The organism is Streptomyces sp. 1331.2 (assembly GCF_900199205.1).
GTDB lineage: Bacteria > Actinomycetota > Actinomycetes > Streptomycetales > Streptomycetaceae > Kitasatospora.
The window spans coordinates 2554270-2569635 of sequence record NZ_OBMJ01000001.1; the positions used below are offsets into that span (position 1 = coordinate 2554270).

A 15366-nucleotide genomic window follows, 5' to 3' on the forward strand; every position below is an offset into this window, starting at 1 on the left:
CGGGCGCACGCCATCAGCCCACGGCGGCCTCACAACGGCCGAGCCGGGACGAAGAAGCGGATCAAACCACCGTCGCGCGCGCCCGATCAGGCGCTGAGCGGCGGCAGCACGGCGTGCCAGTACAGGTTCACGCCCCCGATGCTACCCGGGCGGGGACGTTCGCTGCGTGGGAAGTCGGTCCGGCCGACTTCCCACGCAGCCCCTCAGCTCTGCTGCAGTCATCAGCCTCATGGCACCAGATTGTCTGAGACCGCCCCCGCCGGCGAGGGGAGGGCGAGTTCGCACCAGGTGGTCTTGCCGATGAAGCTCTCGCCGCGCGGGTGGGCGCCCCAGGAGGTGGCGAGGGCGGCGACGAGTTCGAGGCCCCGGCCGGACTCGTCCTCGGGGCGGCCTGGCGCAGGGTCGGGAGCTCGGAGTTCGCATCCGAGACCTCGATCCGGAGCAGGGAGGGGGTGGGGAGGAGCACGCGGACACCGATCATCCGGTCACGCGGGGAGCGGGCGTGCCGGCAGGCGTTGGTGACGAGTTCGCTGAGGAGGATCAGGCCGGTCTCGGCAGAGTCGATGGGCAGCTCCCACTGGAAGGCCTGCCGGATGAAGCGGATCCGGGCACGGCCGGCGCTGCGGGGGAGGCGGGGGAACATCCACTCGACGACATCGACGGGCTGAGTGAGCATCAGAGTCCTTGGGAGGTGTACGGACGGCGTCACTCACAAGGGCTGAGTTCGGCCAATTCACCCTTCAAGAGTCGGCGTACCGGCATAGCCTCAGCAGTTACACCGCTGGTACAGCGCGAGCTTGAACCGCCCTGCGACCAGGGCAGGGAGGGGCCAGGGCCGATGGGCACGCCGAAGCAGAACCCGATGGCGTGGAAGTACTGCGGCGATCAGATCAAGCGGTGGCGCGCGAAGGCAGGCGTGACCCGGGAGCAGCTGGCCCAGGCGGCCTGCTACGACGTCGAGAGCGTGCGGTCGATGGAGGCGGGGAGGCGGAGGCCGTCGCTCAAGTTGCTACAGGCGGCCGATGAGTTGTGCGACGCCAAGGGGATGCTGGTTGCGGCTCACCCATACCTCGCTCCAGAGCCCATGCCTACACGCACCGATGCTTTATTCGACGTCGAGAAGGAGGCAGTTGCCTACTACTTCTATGAACCCCTCTACATCCCAGGATTGCTGCAGACCGAGGCCTACGCCCGGGCAATTCTCAGCAACCCCATGCCGCCCGTGAAGAACGCCGTCATCGAAGAACGCCTGGCGATCCGCCTCAAGCGGCAGGAGCGGCTGGCGCAGCCTGAGGTGCTGTTCAGCTTCACCATCTACGAAGCGGCCTTCCACACCTCCATCGGCGGTAGGGAGGTCATGAAGGAGCAGCTCCACCGGCTGCTTGAGGTCGAGCACTCACGCAATATCCAAATCCAGGTCGTACCCACGGGGCGCATCTCCCCCTCCGGCCTCGGGGGCTCGCTGATGATCCTCGAAACGATCGACAACGAGCAGTATGCGTACGTCGAGACACACAAAACGAATGCGCTGCACTCAGAACCGCGCCTCGTAGGCGAGCTCAGCCGATGCCACGCGATGATCCGCGCGCTAGCTCTGACTGTTCCGGAGTCGGCACAGCTCATCAGGAAGACACTGGAGCTGCTGTGACAACCCCAAGGCCATGAATCCGGTCCAGCTACAGCGACTACCAGGGCGGCGCATGCGTCGAGGTCTCCTCCTCCCCCTCCGCCATTCACGTCCGGGACTCCAAGGACAAGGCCGGCCCGACCCTCACTTTCTCCCCCTCCGCCTGGGCCTCCTTCGTCGCCTTCGCCACCGAAGCTCAAGCCGCCGAGTCCGAGTGATCCCTTAGGGGAACGGGTGGGTAACCACCTTCCAACCACCCCTGCACGCAGCAGATATGACTAATCGTCACGAGTTCACCACGGCCCGTCGCGCCGTGTAGCGTGCCACTAACGAATCAACCCCCGGCCGGTGCGGCAACACCGAGCGGGGGTCTGACCATCACGATCGAACGGAAGTCGATCCTGTGGCTACCCACGACTCTACCGTCCCCATGGCCTCGCCCGGCTACGGCAAGCGGACCGCCCCTGGGGAACTCCCCCCGGCTGCCGACGACTTCACGCACCTCCCGGTCCGTGAGGCGTACCTGGCCAGCCTGATCAACAACCTCCCCGACGGCGCCGCGATGGACGTCAAGACCCTCGCCGCCTACAACCCGCTCTTCGGGCAGATGGCCGTCCGTACGGCCCTGAACAGGCTCTCCACCGCCGGTCACCTGCGCCGCGTCCGCGAGCGCGTCAACGCCGAGCGCCCCCAGTGGGTGTTCCGCACCTACTTCTCCCGGACGCCTCGCAGCGACGCCTGGTGGAACCACTTCATCGCCACCGGCGAGAGCCCGGGCGAGTCAACGGAGAGCGCACCCGATCCCCCGGAGGAGCGACGCGCCACCGCCCCGGTGTCCCCCGCCTACGCCGCCCTCGCCGGCCTCGGCGCCGCGGACAGCCGACTCGCCCTCTCCGCGGCCGACTGCGCCGCCCTCGAACCGCTCGCCGCCGAGTGGCTGGCCCGGGGCACCACTCCCGCCCTCTTCACGGCGGCCCTCACCGCGGGCCTACCGCCAACGGTCCACAGCCCGGCGGCCTTCACCCGCCGCCGCCTGATCGACAAGCTGCCGCCGGAACGTCCCCACCCACAGCCCGCCCGCATCGCCGAGTGCACCGACTGCCGCACCCCCTGCCGGCCCCAGGCGCTCCACGGCGGCCTCTGCCGCGCCTGCCACTCCCCGGGCGGCATCAACCGGGCCGCACCACCCTCGTCCCGCCTCTCCCCGGCCGCCGTCCACCGCCATGCCGCGCGCGTCCGCCAGGCCATGGCAGCGGCAGCACCAGCCCGGCGATCATGAATATTCACAGGTAACGACGTGAACCTATGCAAAATCTAAAGGTGAACTAAGTTACAAACCTTTGATTCCCAGCCGCCCGGTTTGCCCGCATGCTGAGATTCATGCGATAGTCAAGACATCGAACTTCGGCGGGCCCGACCTGGCACTGCCGACGCCCATCGCGCGGCACGCACCCCCTTGGCCGGCGCGATGACTTGCAGGGGCCCCCACCCGCCGGACCACGGCGACACCGGGGGCCCTGCGTGTTTTCCCGAGCCCCTGGCCAGGCCTCAGTGCCGCTCGCGCACCTTGAGCTCGAACCAGACGCCCTTGCCCCGCGGCAGCAGGTCCGCACCCCAGCGGTCGGCGAGGTCGTCGACGACCTTCAGCCCCCGCCCCTGCTCGTTCACCGGCTTCGCCTCCGCGAGGATCATGCAGGGCAACGACCGCGACGAGTCCCGCACTTCGACCCGCAGCCACCCGGGCTTGCGGCTCACCTGCAGCCCGATGGTGCGCCCGGCGGCGTGCCGCACCGCGTTGGCCACCAGCTCACTGGTCAGCAACTCCCCGGCCTCCAGGTACTGATGGAGGTCCCAGGACTCCAACACCGACAGCACCAGCCGCCGCGCCACCGGGCCCGACTCCGGCCGGGAGGGCAGCCGCACCTCGTTCGGCTCGGACTGATCGCACAGCCTGCCGGAATACATCTCCTCCAGCTCCTCGGAGCTGAGCCGCTCCAGAGCCGAGAGGTCGACCTGGGCGTCGACCCAGGTCGCCGCGGCGACCGTGCCGGCCCCGGGAACTGATGACTGATCTGTTTCGCCCCAACCCGCCATGCGGACCATCATTGCGGAACGCAAGCAGCCGCGTACGGACAATGAACAAACGATCTCGCCCGAGTCGGCATATGCCGCGTGCATGAAGGGGGCCACCCGGGCCGACGTACGTCAAGCCCGAGTTGACCCCCACCCCCTCCTACCAGGAGCCCCAGGGCACGTTCCAGCCACTCAGCCCGTTCGAGGGGTCGAGCGTCTCCTTCTTGACGGAGTTCTTGACGATCACCACGTCCCCGACCATCGAGCTGTCGTAGAACTTGCCCATCGAGGTGGAGTCGCCGCCGCCCTCGACGTCCTTGAGGCCGACGCAGCCGTGGCTGACGTTGTCGCCGCCGAAGGTGCTGTTCCTGGCCCACCAGTTGCCGTGCACGTACGTCCCGCTGGTGGTGAGCCGCATCGAGTGCGGCACCTGCAGGTCGTAGGGCGCGCCGGTCATGCCGGGCAGGGTGCTGGACTGCATCCGCACCGTGCCTTCCTTGGACATGACGACCATGGTGCCGTTCCAGGTCGGGTGCTCCTCCGAGCCGGAGGTGATGTCGATCTCGGAGTTCTGGCCGTCCCCGCGCGCGACGTTCATCGTGTGCGCGGCGGCGTCAACCGTCGAAATCTGGGATCGCCCGATCGTGAAGGGCTCGTCCCGGTCTCCGCCGTACACCCCGGGGGCGATCTCCACGCTCTTGAGGCGGTAGTGCACGACCACCTTGGTGCCGGGCGCCCAGTACTGCTCCGGACGGAAGTCCAGCCGGCGGGAGCCGAACCAGTGGCCCTTGACCACGGTGCCGTTGCTGGTCTCGAAGGTGATCCCCTTCAGGACGTCGTCCTTGTTCTTGACGTCCTTGCTGAAGTCCACCGAGACGATCATGCCAACGCCGTACGTGGCGTCGTTGTCCACGTTGTCGGAGGCCTTGGCGAGCGCCGTCGGCGTCAGCGTGGTGAAGTTGCTGTCCGCCGTGGCGACCGCGCCGTCGGCGTCCGCGGCCATCGCGCTGACCTGGTAGGCGGTGCCCACCGCCAGGGCGGCCGAGGGCGTCCAGGAGGAGCCGTCGGCGGAGATCGTGCCGGGCACCTCCTTGCCGGCCTTGTCGCTCACCTTCACGGTGGTGAGCTTGCCGCCGGTCGCGCCGACCTTGATCGCGTTCGGCGCCACGTCCACCGAGCCGGCCTTGGGCTCGATGCTCACCGCGGCCTTCGAGACCTTCGGCACCGCACTCGCGGAGGCCGCCGCGCTGCTCGGCGCCGCCGCGGGCTGTGAGGCGGCCGCACCGGCCCCCAGATCGGCCTTGGCCGCGCTACCGCCCCCGCCGCCCCCGCCGCCACAGGCGGCCGTCAGCGTCATCGCCCCGCCGACCAGACCGGCGGCCACCACCCTGCGTATCGACCTCAACGTCGATTCCCTTCCTCTGAACTGCCCGAACTCCCCGTGGACCGACCACCGGAAAGGTTGCGACATGCACGGGGCTGCGCGCCCCGGAACCGGAGCGGCCCGACCCCAACGGGTGAGATCGGACCGCTCCGTGAGAACTCACCGGAGTGCCCGGAGTACCGGGGCCAACCTCCGGGTAGGGCCTACCAGTTGGCCCAGGCCACGTTCCAGCCGCCCAGCCCGTTGGAGGGCGAGACGGTCTTCTCCTTGCTGTTCACGACCTTGATGACGTCACCGACCATCGAGTCGTTGAAGAACTTGCCCGCGACCGAGGTGTCGCTGCCGCCCTTCACGTCCTGCATCGAGACGCAGCCGTGGCTGGCGTTGGTCTTGCCGAAGGGGCTGGCCCAGTAGTTGCCGTGCACGAAGGTGCCGGAGGTGGTCAGCCGCATCGCGTGCGGCACGTCCTGGATGTCGTACTCGCCGCCGAGACCGACGGTCTGCGAGTTCATCCGGGTGACCTTCTCCTTGGACATGACCACCATGGTCCCGCCCCAGGACGGCGTGGCGTCCGCGCCCAGGGTGACCGGCACCGTGGTGCTCTGGCCGCCCCGCTCGATGGTCATCTGGTGCGTCTTCGCGTCCGCGGTGGAGATCTGCGAGCGGCCGATGGTGAACGGCTCGTCCTTGTCCACGTCGCCGTAGATGCCGGGAGCAACCTCGACGTTCTTCAGCCGGTAGTGGATGGTCACCTTGGTGTCCGGCGCCCAGTACTGCTCCGGGCGGAAGTCCACCCGGGTGTCGCCGAACCAGTGGCCCTTGACCACGGTGCCGTTGCTGCTCTCGAACGTGATCCCCTTCAGGACCTCGTCCTTGTTCTTGACCGCCTTGTTGAACTCCACCGAGACGATCATGCCGACGCCGTAGGTGGCACCGTCGCTGATGTTGTCGTTGGTGGAGATCTTCTTGTCCGGCGTCAGGGTGGTGAACGTCGTGGTGGACGCGGCCACCAGGCCCTCGGCGTCCTTGGCCTGCGCGTTCACCTTGTACGCCATGCCGACGGTGAGCGCCGCCGCGGGCTTCCAGGCGGCGCCGTCCGGGGTGATCGCCCCCTGGACCGGCTTGCCGTCCTTGTCGGTCACCTCGACCGTGCTGAGCTTCCCGTTGGAGACGGACACCTGCAGCCCGGTCGGCTGGACGTTCTGGGCCCCGTCCTTCGGCTCCACGGAGATCACCGCGGCCGAGGTCTTCGGCGTCCCCGAGCCCCCCGCGTCCGCCGGAGCCGACGCACCCGCCGAAGCCGCCGCACCGGCCGAGCCCGACCCGTCGGAACCACTGCCCTTGTCGTCGTTGCACGCCGCCGTGAGCAGCAGCACCCCGCCCATCACCGCCGCCACCGCGGCCCTGCGCCCGTAGCGGTTGCTGGTGCGTATCGCGGCGCCGGCCGTCTTACCCGTCTTCACGGTTTCTCCCCTCCCGGTATTCACTCTCTTGACGCGTTGAGTGCCCCCATGAGTTGCACCGGACGCCGATCTTTCGCGCCCGGCTGCCGGACGCGCCGGAGCAGGATAACCGGGCCCCCTGAGCGGATCTTCAGGGGTGCCCGGACGGAAACCGTTCGAAGCCGGGGTGAACCGGACGCAGGCCGCGCGGTCAGCGCAGGGCGCTCCCCGCCACCCACTGCTCCCAGGGCAGATTCCACCCGTTGAGCCCGTTCTGCGGCGGCACGAAGTCCCCCGCCGTGGCCTTCACCTCCACCACGTCCCCCGGCACGGTGTGCTCGAACAGCCAGCCCGCCGGGGAGTCCTTGCTCGCCCCGCCCTTGGCGTCGGCCAGCCCGATGCAGCCGTGACTGGTGTTGGCCCGGCCGAACACCTCCGGATCCGCCCAGTAGTTCCCGTGCAGGAAGGTGCCGGAGTCGGTCAGCCGCATCGCGTGCGGCACGTCCTTGATGTCGTACTCGTCCCCCATGCCCACGGTCTGCGAGTTCATCCGGGTCACCTTGTACCGCTCCGACACCACCATCACCCCCCGGTACGTGGAGTGCTCCGGGCTGCCGCCGGAGACCTTCAGCACCCGCACCACCCTGCCGCCCTGACCGGCCCGGACCGTCAAGGTGTGCGCATCCAGGTCCACCGTCGACACCTGCGCCCGGCCCACGGTGAACCGCAGGTCCCGGCTCTGCGTACCGAACTCCCCCGGAGCCCCCTGGACGTCCTTCAACCGCAGCGCCACCGTGACCTTCGTCCCCGCCGCCCAGTACTGCTGCGGCCGGAAGTCCAACCGCCGGTTGCCGAACCAGTGCGCCGCCACCGCCACCGGCGGATCCGCCGACACCTGCACGGCCCGCTCCACCGCCGCCCGATCCGCGATCGGCCGGCTGAACCGTAGGGACACCGGCATGCCCACTCCCACCGTGGACCCGTCCTCCGGAGTGAAGAACGCGGCGAAGGTGTGCGCCCTGGCCGCCGTGGAGAACGCCGCATGCTGCACCGCCCGCTGCCCCTGCTCGTCCTCCGCCACGGCATCCAGCGTGAACGCGGTCCCCCACGGCAATGCCCCGTCCGGCACCCACCCGGCCCCGTCCGCCCCGATCGTCCCCGCCACCTCGACCCCCTTGGCATCAGCCAGCCGGACCGAGACCAACCGCCCCTGCGAAGCCGTCACCCGAACCGCACCCTCCGGCTGCACATCCACCGCACCATCAGCCGGCACCACACTCACCACCGCCCGAGACCCCACCACCGGCACAGCCGGCGCCACCGCATCCCCGCCCGACTCCGCCGCCCCACCCCCACACCCCGCAAGAACCGCCAGACAGCACACCACCCCCACCACACCCCGCGCCCACACCCATCCACGGCGCCGCATCCCGGGGCCTCCCACTGTTCACGACCGACGCCCGGAACAACGAAAACCCCCAGCCAGGAGACACGCCCCCACCAACCCGCACCACCCCACCTCCGGAGCCGCCCCCGGCCCCCACCCTCCCGAAAGCCACCCCCCGAACACCAACCCCCCACCCCGCCATCCGCCGGTAAGCCCCCGTTAAGCCGCTTCCACCCTCCCCATTCCGGGAAAGAGACCCTCCACGGGGTCCGGGACACCCCGCCCAGGGAGGGTACGGCCATGGCGTCAGGGCAGGAGCTGGAAGCCGCGGTACGGCCGGGCAGCTGGCAGCCCCTGGGCGCCCGCTTCCACACCGCTCGCCCCGATCAACCCGGTCGACCCGGTCGAACCGGCACCAACTTCGCCCTCTGGGCCCCCGGCGCCGAAGCCGTCGACCTCTGCCTCTTCGACGAGGACGGCCAGGAGACCCGCCACCGCCTCACCGAACAGGACGTCCAGATCTGGCACGGCTTCGTCCCCGGTGTCCACCCCGGCACCCGCTACGGCTTCCGCGTCCACGGCCGCTGGGATCCCTGGACCGGCGCCAGATGGAATCCCGCCAAGCTGCTGCTCGACCCGTACGCCCGCGCCATCGACGGCTGTTACACCTCCCACGACGCAGCCTGCGCCGCCGTCCGCAACTGGCCGGAGGCCGACGTCGCCGACACCGTCCGGGACAACCGCGACTCCGCCCCCTACGTCCCGAGATCCGTGGTCGTCCACGACGAGGACGACTGGTACGACGACCACCGCCCGAAGACCCCCTGGCCCGAGACGGTGCTCTACGAGCTCCACGTCCGCGGCTTCACCATGCGCCACCCCGACATCCCCCCGCACCTGCGCGGCACCTACGCCGGCCTCGCGCACCCCGCCGCCATCTCCCACCTCACCCGTCTCGGCGTGACCGCCGTCGAGCTCCTCCCCGTCCACCAGTTCGCCAGCGAGGACCACCTGCAGGCCCGCGGCCTGGTCAACTACTGGGGCTACAACACGATCGGCTACTTCGCCCCGCACGCCGGCTACTCCTCCTCCGGTTCGCGCGGCGGCCAGGTCGGCGAGTTCAAGCGGATGGTCCGCGCCCTGCACGCCGCCGGGATCGAGGTGATCCTGGACGTGGTGTTCAACCACACCGCCGAGGGCGGCGAGCTCGGCCCGATGCTCTCCCTCCGCGGCATCGACAACGCCGCCTACTACCGCCTCCCCCCGAACCGCCCGCGCGGCTATGCCGACTACACCGGCTGCGGCAACACCCTGGACACCCGCCGCCCGCAGGTGGTCCGGCTGGTGACCGACTCGTTGCGCTACTGGGTCGCCGAGATGGGCGTGGACGGCTTCCGCTTCGACCTCGCCGCCGCCCTGGCCCGCGGCGGTCCGGGCGGCGGCAACGGCGGTGACGGCGTGGACATGGACCACCCCTTCCTGGCCGCCGTCGCCCAGGACCCGCTGCTCAGCCGGGTGAAGCTGATCGCCGAGCCCTGGGACGTCGGCCCGGGCGGCTACCAGGTGGGCGGCTTCCCCCCGCCGTGGGCGGAGTGGAACGACAAGTACCGGGACGCCGTACGGGACTTCTGGCGCGGCGCCCGCGCGGACGTCCGCGAGCTCGGCTACCGCCTCTCCGGCTCCTCCGACCTCTACCAGCGCTCCGGCCGCCGCCCGTACGCCTCCGTCAACTTCGTGACCGCGCACGACGGTTTCACCCTGCGCGACCTGGTCTCGTACGACCGCAAGCACAACGAGGCCAACGGCGAGGCCAACCGGGACGGCACCGACGACAACCGCTCCTGGAACCACGGCGCCGAGGGCGAGACCACCGACCCGGCCGTCCGGGCCCTGCGGCTGCGCCAACTGCGCAACCTGATCGCCACCCTGCTGCTCTCCGCGGGTGTCCCGATGCTCACCGCCGGGGACGAGCTGGGCCGCACCCAGGGCGGCAACAACAACGCCTACTGCCAGGACAACGAGGCCAGTTGGCTGGACTGGTCGCTGCTGGCGGAGCCCGGCTGGCAGGAGCTGTGCGAGCTGACCGCCCGGCTGGTCCGGCTGCGCCGGGCCCACCCGGTGCTGCGCCGCCGGGCGTTCTTCTCCGGCCGGGCCGCCACCCCGGGCGGCCGGCCCGACCTGGCCTGGTTCACCCCGCTGGGCAAGGAGATGACCGAGGCCGACTGGTTCGCCCCGACGGCCTGCCTCGGCATGCTGCTGTGCGGCACCGCGATGTCCGAGCGGGACGACAGCGGCGAGCCGCTGCAGGACGACAGCTTCCTGCTGCTGCTCAACGCGGACCACCGGGAGACGGTGTTCACCCTGCCCGGGGAGCCCTGGGCGGAGCCCGAAGCCGCGTACGAGACGCTGATCGACACAGCCGCCGAAGGGACCGGCGACCGCGAACCGTACCCGCGCGGCGCCGTCCTCCTCGCCCCCCGCTCCCTGCACCTCCTCCGCATCCCCACGCGGTAGCTGCCGCACCCCCACCCCCGCCGACATCTCCACCCCAGCCGACATCTCCACCCCGAACACCCCATAACGACCGGAGCAATGGCCGGTTCTCGCCCCACCCCCCTGACAGGCGCGAAAAACCGGATGAGAAGTGACGGCCTCTCTGCCTACCCTCACCGCGATGGCCGAGAACATTCAAAACGACGACCCCGCGACCGTGCGCCCCCGCTCCACGGTCCGCTCCCTGCTACGCCTGCGGCCGTACGCCCGCGCCGTCCGCGGCCGGATCGCTGTCTCGGTGGCGGCCGCCACCCTCGGCATGCTCAGCACGCTCACCGTCCCGGTGATCCTCGGCCGGATCGTGGACGGCCCGCTCGCCGAGCACGACGTGACGGCCCTCTGGCCGCCGGTCGGCCTGCTGCTGCTCGTGGGCCTCTTGGAGGCCGGGCTGTTCTACACCCGCCGGGTGGTCCTGGCCCGCCCGCTGGCCGGGCTGGAGACGGCGATGCGCAGCGACCTCTTCGCCAAGCTCCAACGGCTGCCGGTCTCCTTCCACGACCGCTGGGGATCCGGCCAGTTGCTCTCCCGGGCCACCGCCGACATGTACACCATGCGGCTGTTCCTGGCCTTCCCGCTGGTCTTCCTGATCGTCAACACGGTGATGTTCCTGGCCGGGACGGTGGTGATGTTCACCCAGGACTGGCGGCTGGCACTGATCGCCCTGCTCCCCGTCGTCCCGCTGTTCCTGCTCACCCGGCGCTTCGAGGCCGGCTACTCGGGCGCCTCCCGCCGCGCCCAGGACCAGAACGGCGACCTCGCCACCGTGGTCGAGGAGTCCGTCCTCGGCATCCGGATCCTCAAGGCCTTCGGCCGCCACCGCTCGATGGCCGAGCGCTTCCGTGCCCAGTCGCAGGAGCTGCGCCGCACCGAGCTGGGGAAGGCGCACCTGCTCGCCAACGTCTGGGCCGTCATCGTCGGCCTGCCGGAGCTCGCCCTCGGCTGCGCCCTGGCCGTCGGCGCCTACCTGGTCGCCCACGACGAGCTGAGCGCCGGCACCCTGGTCGCCTTCCTCTCCACCGCGCTCGCCCTGCGCTGGCCGATCGAATCGCTCGGCTGGCTGCTCGCCTACGCCAACGAGGCCGCCACCGCCACCGACCGATTCTTCGAGGTCCTGGACGAGCCCGACACCCCGGACCCGGGCACCGAAACGACCCTGGCCGCCCCGGACGGCATCCGCTTCACCGGCGTCCGCTTCCGCTACCCCGACGCCCCCGCGGACAGCCCCGACCTGCTGACCGGCATCGACCTGCACATCCGCAGCGGCGAGACAATGGCCCTGGTCGGCGCCACCGGCAGCGGCAAGACCACGCTCACCGCCCTGCTCCCCCGGCTCTACGAGGCCACCGCCGGCACCATCACCCTGGACGGCCGGGACATCCGCGACCTGCCCCGGGAGCGGCTGCGCGAACTCGTCGCGGTCGCCTTCGAGGAGCCCACCCTCTTTTCGGCGACCGTCCGGGAGAACGTCCTGATGGGCGCCCCGGGCGCGAGCACGGAGCAGCTGCGCTCCGCCCTGGCCACCGCCCAGGCCGGCTTCGTCGACACGCTCCCCGAGGGCGTGGACACCGAGGTCGGCGAGCAGGGCCTGAGCCTGTCCGGCGGCCAGCGCCAGCGCCTCGCGCTGGCCCGCGCGGTGGTCGGCGACCCGGCTTTCCTGGTGCTGGACGACCCGCTCTCCGCCCTGGACGTGCACACCGAGGCGCTGGTCGAGCGCGCGCTGCGCGAGGTCCTCGGCACCACCACCGCCCTGGTGGTCGCCCACCGGCCCAGCACGGTGCTGCTCGCCGACCGGGTCGCGGTGCTGGCGGACGGCCGGATCACGGCCGTCGGCACCCACCAGGAGCTGCTGCGCGACTGCGCGCACTACCGCGAACTGATGTCCGGCGAGGCCGCCCTCGTGCCCGAAGGAAGTGCAGCCCCGTGACCACCACCGCCGACCCCACCACCGGCCCCACCGACGCCGACCCCGCCAAGGCATCCGCCCCGCCCGTCGCGGAGACGCCGCCCGTCGCGGAGGCCCCGCCCCCGCCGCCCGCCGACGAGGAGGACATTCCCGTCCCGCCCGGCGCGCCCCGGGCGCTGCTGCGCTCGCTGCTCGGCCCGCACCGGGCCCGGATCGCCGTCGCGCTGGTGGTGATCCTGGTCCAGCAGGCCGCCCTGCAGTCCGGTCCGCTGCTGGTCGCGGTGGCGATGGACCGCGCCGTCCCGGCGCTGCGCGCGCACGACTCCGGCCCACTGATCGCGGTGGTCGCCGCCTACCTGTTCTGCGCGCTGCTCAGCCCGGTCCTGCAGTGGCTGTTCATCAAGATCAGCGCCCGGGTGAACCAGGACATCCTGCTGGAGCTGCGCGGCCGGATCTTCCGGCACGCCCAGCGGCTCAGCCTGGACTTCCACGAGCGCTACACCTCGGGCCGGATCATCTCCCGGGCCACCAGCGACATCGACGCGCTGCGCGAACTGCTCTCCGAAGGGCTCCAGGAGCTGCTGACCGTCTTCCTGTCGGTCTGCTACATCTCGGTGCTGCTGCTGGTGCTGGACTGGCGGCTCGGCCTGGTCTCGCTGGCCTCCGGCGTGCCGCTGGCGCTGATCGCCCGTTCCTTCCGCCGCCGCTCGCGCCGGGTGTACCGGCGCTCGCGGACCTCGGCCGCCTCGCTGATCGTCCGCTTCACCGAGACCATGAACGGCATCCGCCCGGTGCAGGCCTTCCGCCGCGAGCGGGCCAACGACGCCGCCTTCGCCGTGCTCAACCGGCAGGCGGCCACCGCCACCGCGGACGGCTTCCTGGAGCTGGCCCGCTACGTCGGCCTCTCCCGCGCCACCGCCAACCTGTGGATCACCGGCGTGGTGCTGTTCGGCTCCTACCTGGTCGTCGACGACTCGCTGGAGCTGGGCGTGCTCACCGCCTTCGCGCTCTACCTGCGCCGGCTCTTCGACCCGATCGACCAGCTGGCGATGTTCCTGAACAGCTACCAGTCGGCCGCCGCCGCCCTGGAGAAGATCGCCGGCCTGCTCGCCCACGAGCCGACGGTCGCCGAGCCCGCCGAGCCGCGCGACCTGCCGCAGGCCGCCGGCAAGGGCCGTGAGGTGCGGTTCGAACAGACCCGCTTCGCCTACCGCACCGGCAAGGAGGTGCTGCCGCCCTTCGACCTGCAGATCCCCGCCGGGCAGACGGTGGCGGTGGTCGGCGCGACCGGCGCGGGCAAGTCGACGGTCGCCAAGCTGCTGGCCCGCTTCTACGACCCGACCGACGGCCGGATCCGGCTGGACGGCGTGGACCTGCGCGAGCTGGCCACCCCGGAACTGCGGCGCGGGGTGGTGATGGTGACCCAGGAGTCCTTCCTGTTCTCCGGCACCGTCGCCGAGAACATCGCGATCGGCCGCCCCGGCGCGACCCGCGAGGAGGTCGAGCAGGCTGCCCGCGACATCGGCGCGTACGGGTTCATCGCCGCGCTGCCGGACGGCTTCGACACCGACGTGCGCAAGCGCGGCGGCCGGATCTCGGCCGGTCAGCGCCAGCTGGTGGCCTTCGCCCGCGCCCTGCTGGCCGACCCGGCGGTGCTGATCCTGGACGAGGCGACCAGTTCCCTGGACGTCCCCGGCGAGCAGGCCGTCCAGCGGGCGATGCGCACGGTGCTGGCGGGCCGGACGGCGGTGATCATCGCGCACCGGCTCTCCACCGTGGAGATCGCCGACCGCGTCCTGGTGATGGACCGGGGCCGGATCGTGGAGGACGGCTCCCCGCAGGAGCTGATCGACGGCTCCGGCCGCTTCGCCACCCTGCACCGGGCCTGGCGGGACAGCCTGGTCTGAGGCCGGCCCGTTCCCACCCATGAATGTGCCCGGTCCGGGTGCGCCGTCACGCACCCGGGCCGGGCCTGTCCGTATCTGCCGCTCGGCCCGCTCAGTTCACGGTCACCACGAAGTCGGTGTGCCAGTCGGGCGAGGGGCAGTCCTCGGACGCGGCCACCACGTCCAGCGTCCCGCCGGGCAGTACCTGCCCCGCGACGGTCGCCGGGTCGATCACCACCGCCGGGTCGAGGTAGACCGCGTCGTGGTAGCGCGGCCCGGTCGGCAGGTGGCAGGAGAGCGTCCGCTCCCCGGTCGCCGTGCAGTCGTACGGCGGGGCGCCGGTCAGCGTGGTGTGCTCCGGCGTGGTGATCCGGATGTCGACCGGGTGGGTCGAGTACGAGGGGCCCGCGTTGTACACCCAGAGCGGCAGGCTGATGGTCGCGCCGGGCTTTCCGGTGAGGTCGCCCGGCTGCGGCACCGGGTGGCCACCCTCCCAGGCGGAGGAGGCGCCGACCATGAAGTGCGCCCGGGTGTCGGCGGTGGTGAGGCTGTACGGGGTGGTGTGGCCGGACTGGTCCGGGTCACCCGGGTAGAAGGCCTGGACGTCGCCGCTGATGGTGGTGAACGGCGAGGTGACCGGCGCGACGTACAGCGCCAGCTTCTCCACCGAGCTCGCCCCCGGCGCCAGCCCGGCCGGGATCCGGTAGGAGCTGCCGGTGCCGAAGTAGGTGAGGGTGACGGGCGGTTCGGCCGACTGCACCACACCCGGCGACGGGAAGTGCACGACGACCAGGGTCGCGTCGCTGGTGGTCTCCGGGCCCCGGTTGGTGACCCGGACCTCCAGGATCCCGGTCTCCCCCGGCACCACCGGGCCCTGCGGCGGACAGAGTTCGACGGACAGCTGCGCGGTCGCGGGTGGCGCGGCGAGCGGGGTGGTGCCGGCCTGGGCCGGCCACGCGAGGAGCACTACGGAGAGCGCGGCGAGGGCGGCCGCGCGCACGGTTCGCATCATGACCTTCACGCTGCCCCCGCCCGACACGCGGGGCAACCGGATGACTGCCGTCCGTGGCGATCCGAACGACAGTCATCCTCCGCGGCGTCAGCAGCCGCG

11 protein-coding genes are annotated in these 15366 nt (G+C 71.2%); 6 read left to right on the forward strand and 5 right to left on the reverse strand.

Translation table 11 applies throughout. The features are described 5' to 3' along the window. Positions 1 to 502: 502 nt before the first annotated feature. From CRP52_RS10710 to CRP52_RS10720, 3 genes are all read left to right on the forward strand, one after another. Positions 503 to 1648, forward strand: coding sequence for a helix-turn-helix domain-containing protein (locus CRP52_RS10710; protein WP_257032405.1), 1146 nt, complete (start codon positions 503 to 505; stop codon positions 1646 to 1648). Positions 1649 to 1665: 17 nt separating this feature from the next. Next, positions 1666 to 1845, forward strand: a complete 180-nt coding sequence (locus CRP52_RS10715) for a DUF397 domain-containing protein (protein ID WP_097239993.1) — start codon at positions 1666 to 1668, stop codon at positions 1843 to 1845. Between the two features lie 212 nt (positions 1846 to 2057). Beyond that, positions 2058 to 2906, forward strand: coding sequence for a hypothetical protein (locus tag CRP52_RS10720; RefSeq protein ID WP_097236184.1), 849 nt, complete (start codon positions 2058 to 2060; stop codon positions 2904 to 2906). 269 nt (positions 2907 to 3175) lie between these two features. Here CRP52_RS10720 and CRP52_RS10725 read toward each other — a convergent pair whose 3' ends face one another. From CRP52_RS10725 to CRP52_RS10740, 4 genes are all read right to left on the reverse strand, one after another. Then, positions 3176 to 3721: an ATP-binding protein gene (locus CRP52_RS10725; protein ID WP_257032406.1), complete on the reverse strand. Its 546-nt coding sequence runs from the start codon at positions 3719 to 3721 to the stop codon at positions 3176 to 3178. 139 nt (positions 3722 to 3860) lie between these two features. After that, the gene (locus CRP52_RS10730) at positions 3861 to 5105 is read right to left on the reverse strand and encodes a L,D-transpeptidase (protein ID WP_257032407.1); all 1245 of its coding nucleotides are present in this window, start codon (positions 5103 to 5105) and stop codon (positions 3861 to 3863) included. Between the two features lie 182 nt (positions 5106 to 5287). Beyond that, on the reverse strand, positions 5288 to 6547 hold the full coding sequence (locus tag CRP52_RS10735; protein WP_257032408.1) for a L,D-transpeptidase: 1260 nt from the start codon (positions 6545 to 6547) through the stop codon (positions 5288 to 5290). Positions 6548 to 6737: 190 nt separating this feature from the next. After that, positions 6738 to 7955, reverse strand: coding sequence for a L,D-transpeptidase (locus CRP52_RS10740; RefSeq protein ID WP_097236186.1), 1218 nt, complete (start codon positions 7953 to 7955; stop codon positions 6738 to 6740). A gap of 258 nt (positions 7956 to 8213) precedes the next feature. On the opposite strand from CRP52_RS10740, the gene glgX reads away from it, so the two are divergent. The 3 genes from glgX (at position 8214) to CRP52_RS10755 (ending at position 14276) form a co-directional block, all read left to right on the forward strand. After that, entirely contained in the window at positions 8214 to 10427 is a 2214-nt protein-coding gene (gene glgX / locus CRP52_RS10745) for a glycogen debranching protein GlgX (RefSeq protein WP_097236187.1), read from the forward strand. A gap of 160 nt (positions 10428 to 10587) precedes the next feature. Continuing rightward, positions 10588 to 12390 (forward strand): ABC transporter ATP-binding protein, encoded by a 1803-nt coding sequence (locus CRP52_RS10750; protein ID WP_097236188.1) that lies wholly within the window; start codon positions 10588 to 10590, stop codon positions 12388 to 12390. Next, positions 12387 to 14276 carry an ABC transporter ATP-binding protein gene (locus CRP52_RS10755; RefSeq protein WP_097236189.1) on the forward strand — a complete coding sequence of 630 codons (1890 nt, stop codon included), beginning with the start codon at positions 12387 to 12389 and terminating at the stop codon, positions 14274 to 14276. The genes CRP52_RS10750 and CRP52_RS10755 overlap by 4 nt, the downstream gene beginning before the upstream one ends. A 91-nt stretch (positions 14277 to 14367) precedes the next feature. Here the strand turns inward: CRP52_RS10755 and CRP52_RS10760 are convergent, their stop codons facing one another. Further along, positions 14368 to 15267: a hypothetical protein gene (locus tag CRP52_RS10760; RefSeq protein WP_143685703.1), complete on the reverse strand. Its 900-nt coding sequence runs from the start codon at positions 15265 to 15267 to the stop codon at positions 14368 to 14370. Between the last annotated feature and the right edge of the window lie 99 nt (positions 15268 to 15366).

What these genes read in the sequence shown, in the direction of transcription:
- CRP52_RS10720 (WP_097236184.1), top strand. Translation starts at nt 2,058, where the DNA reads ATGGCCTCGCCCGGCTACGGCAAGCGGACCGCCCCTGGGGAACTCCCC.
- glgX (WP_097236187.1), top strand. Translation starts at nt 8,214, where the DNA reads ATGGCGTCAGGGCAGGAGCTGGAAGCCGCGGTACGGCCGGGCAGCTGG.
- CRP52_RS10740 (WP_097236186.1), bottom strand. Translation starts at nt 7,955, where the DNA reads ATGCGGCGCCGTGGATGGGTGTGGGCGCGGGGTGTGGTGGGGGTGGTG.
- CRP52_RS10760 (WP_143685703.1), bottom strand. Translation starts at nt 15,267, where the DNA reads ATGATGCGAACCGTGCGCGCGGCCGCCCTCGCCGCGCTCTCCGTAGTG.
- CRP52_RS10725 (WP_257032406.1), bottom strand. Translation starts at nt 3,721, where the DNA reads ATGGCGGGTTGGGGCGAAACAGATCAGTCATCAGTTCCCGGGGCCGGC.
- CRP52_RS10750 (WP_097236188.1), top strand. Translation starts at nt 10,588, where the DNA reads ATGGCCGAGAACATTCAAAACGACGACCCCGCGACCGTGCGCCCCCGC.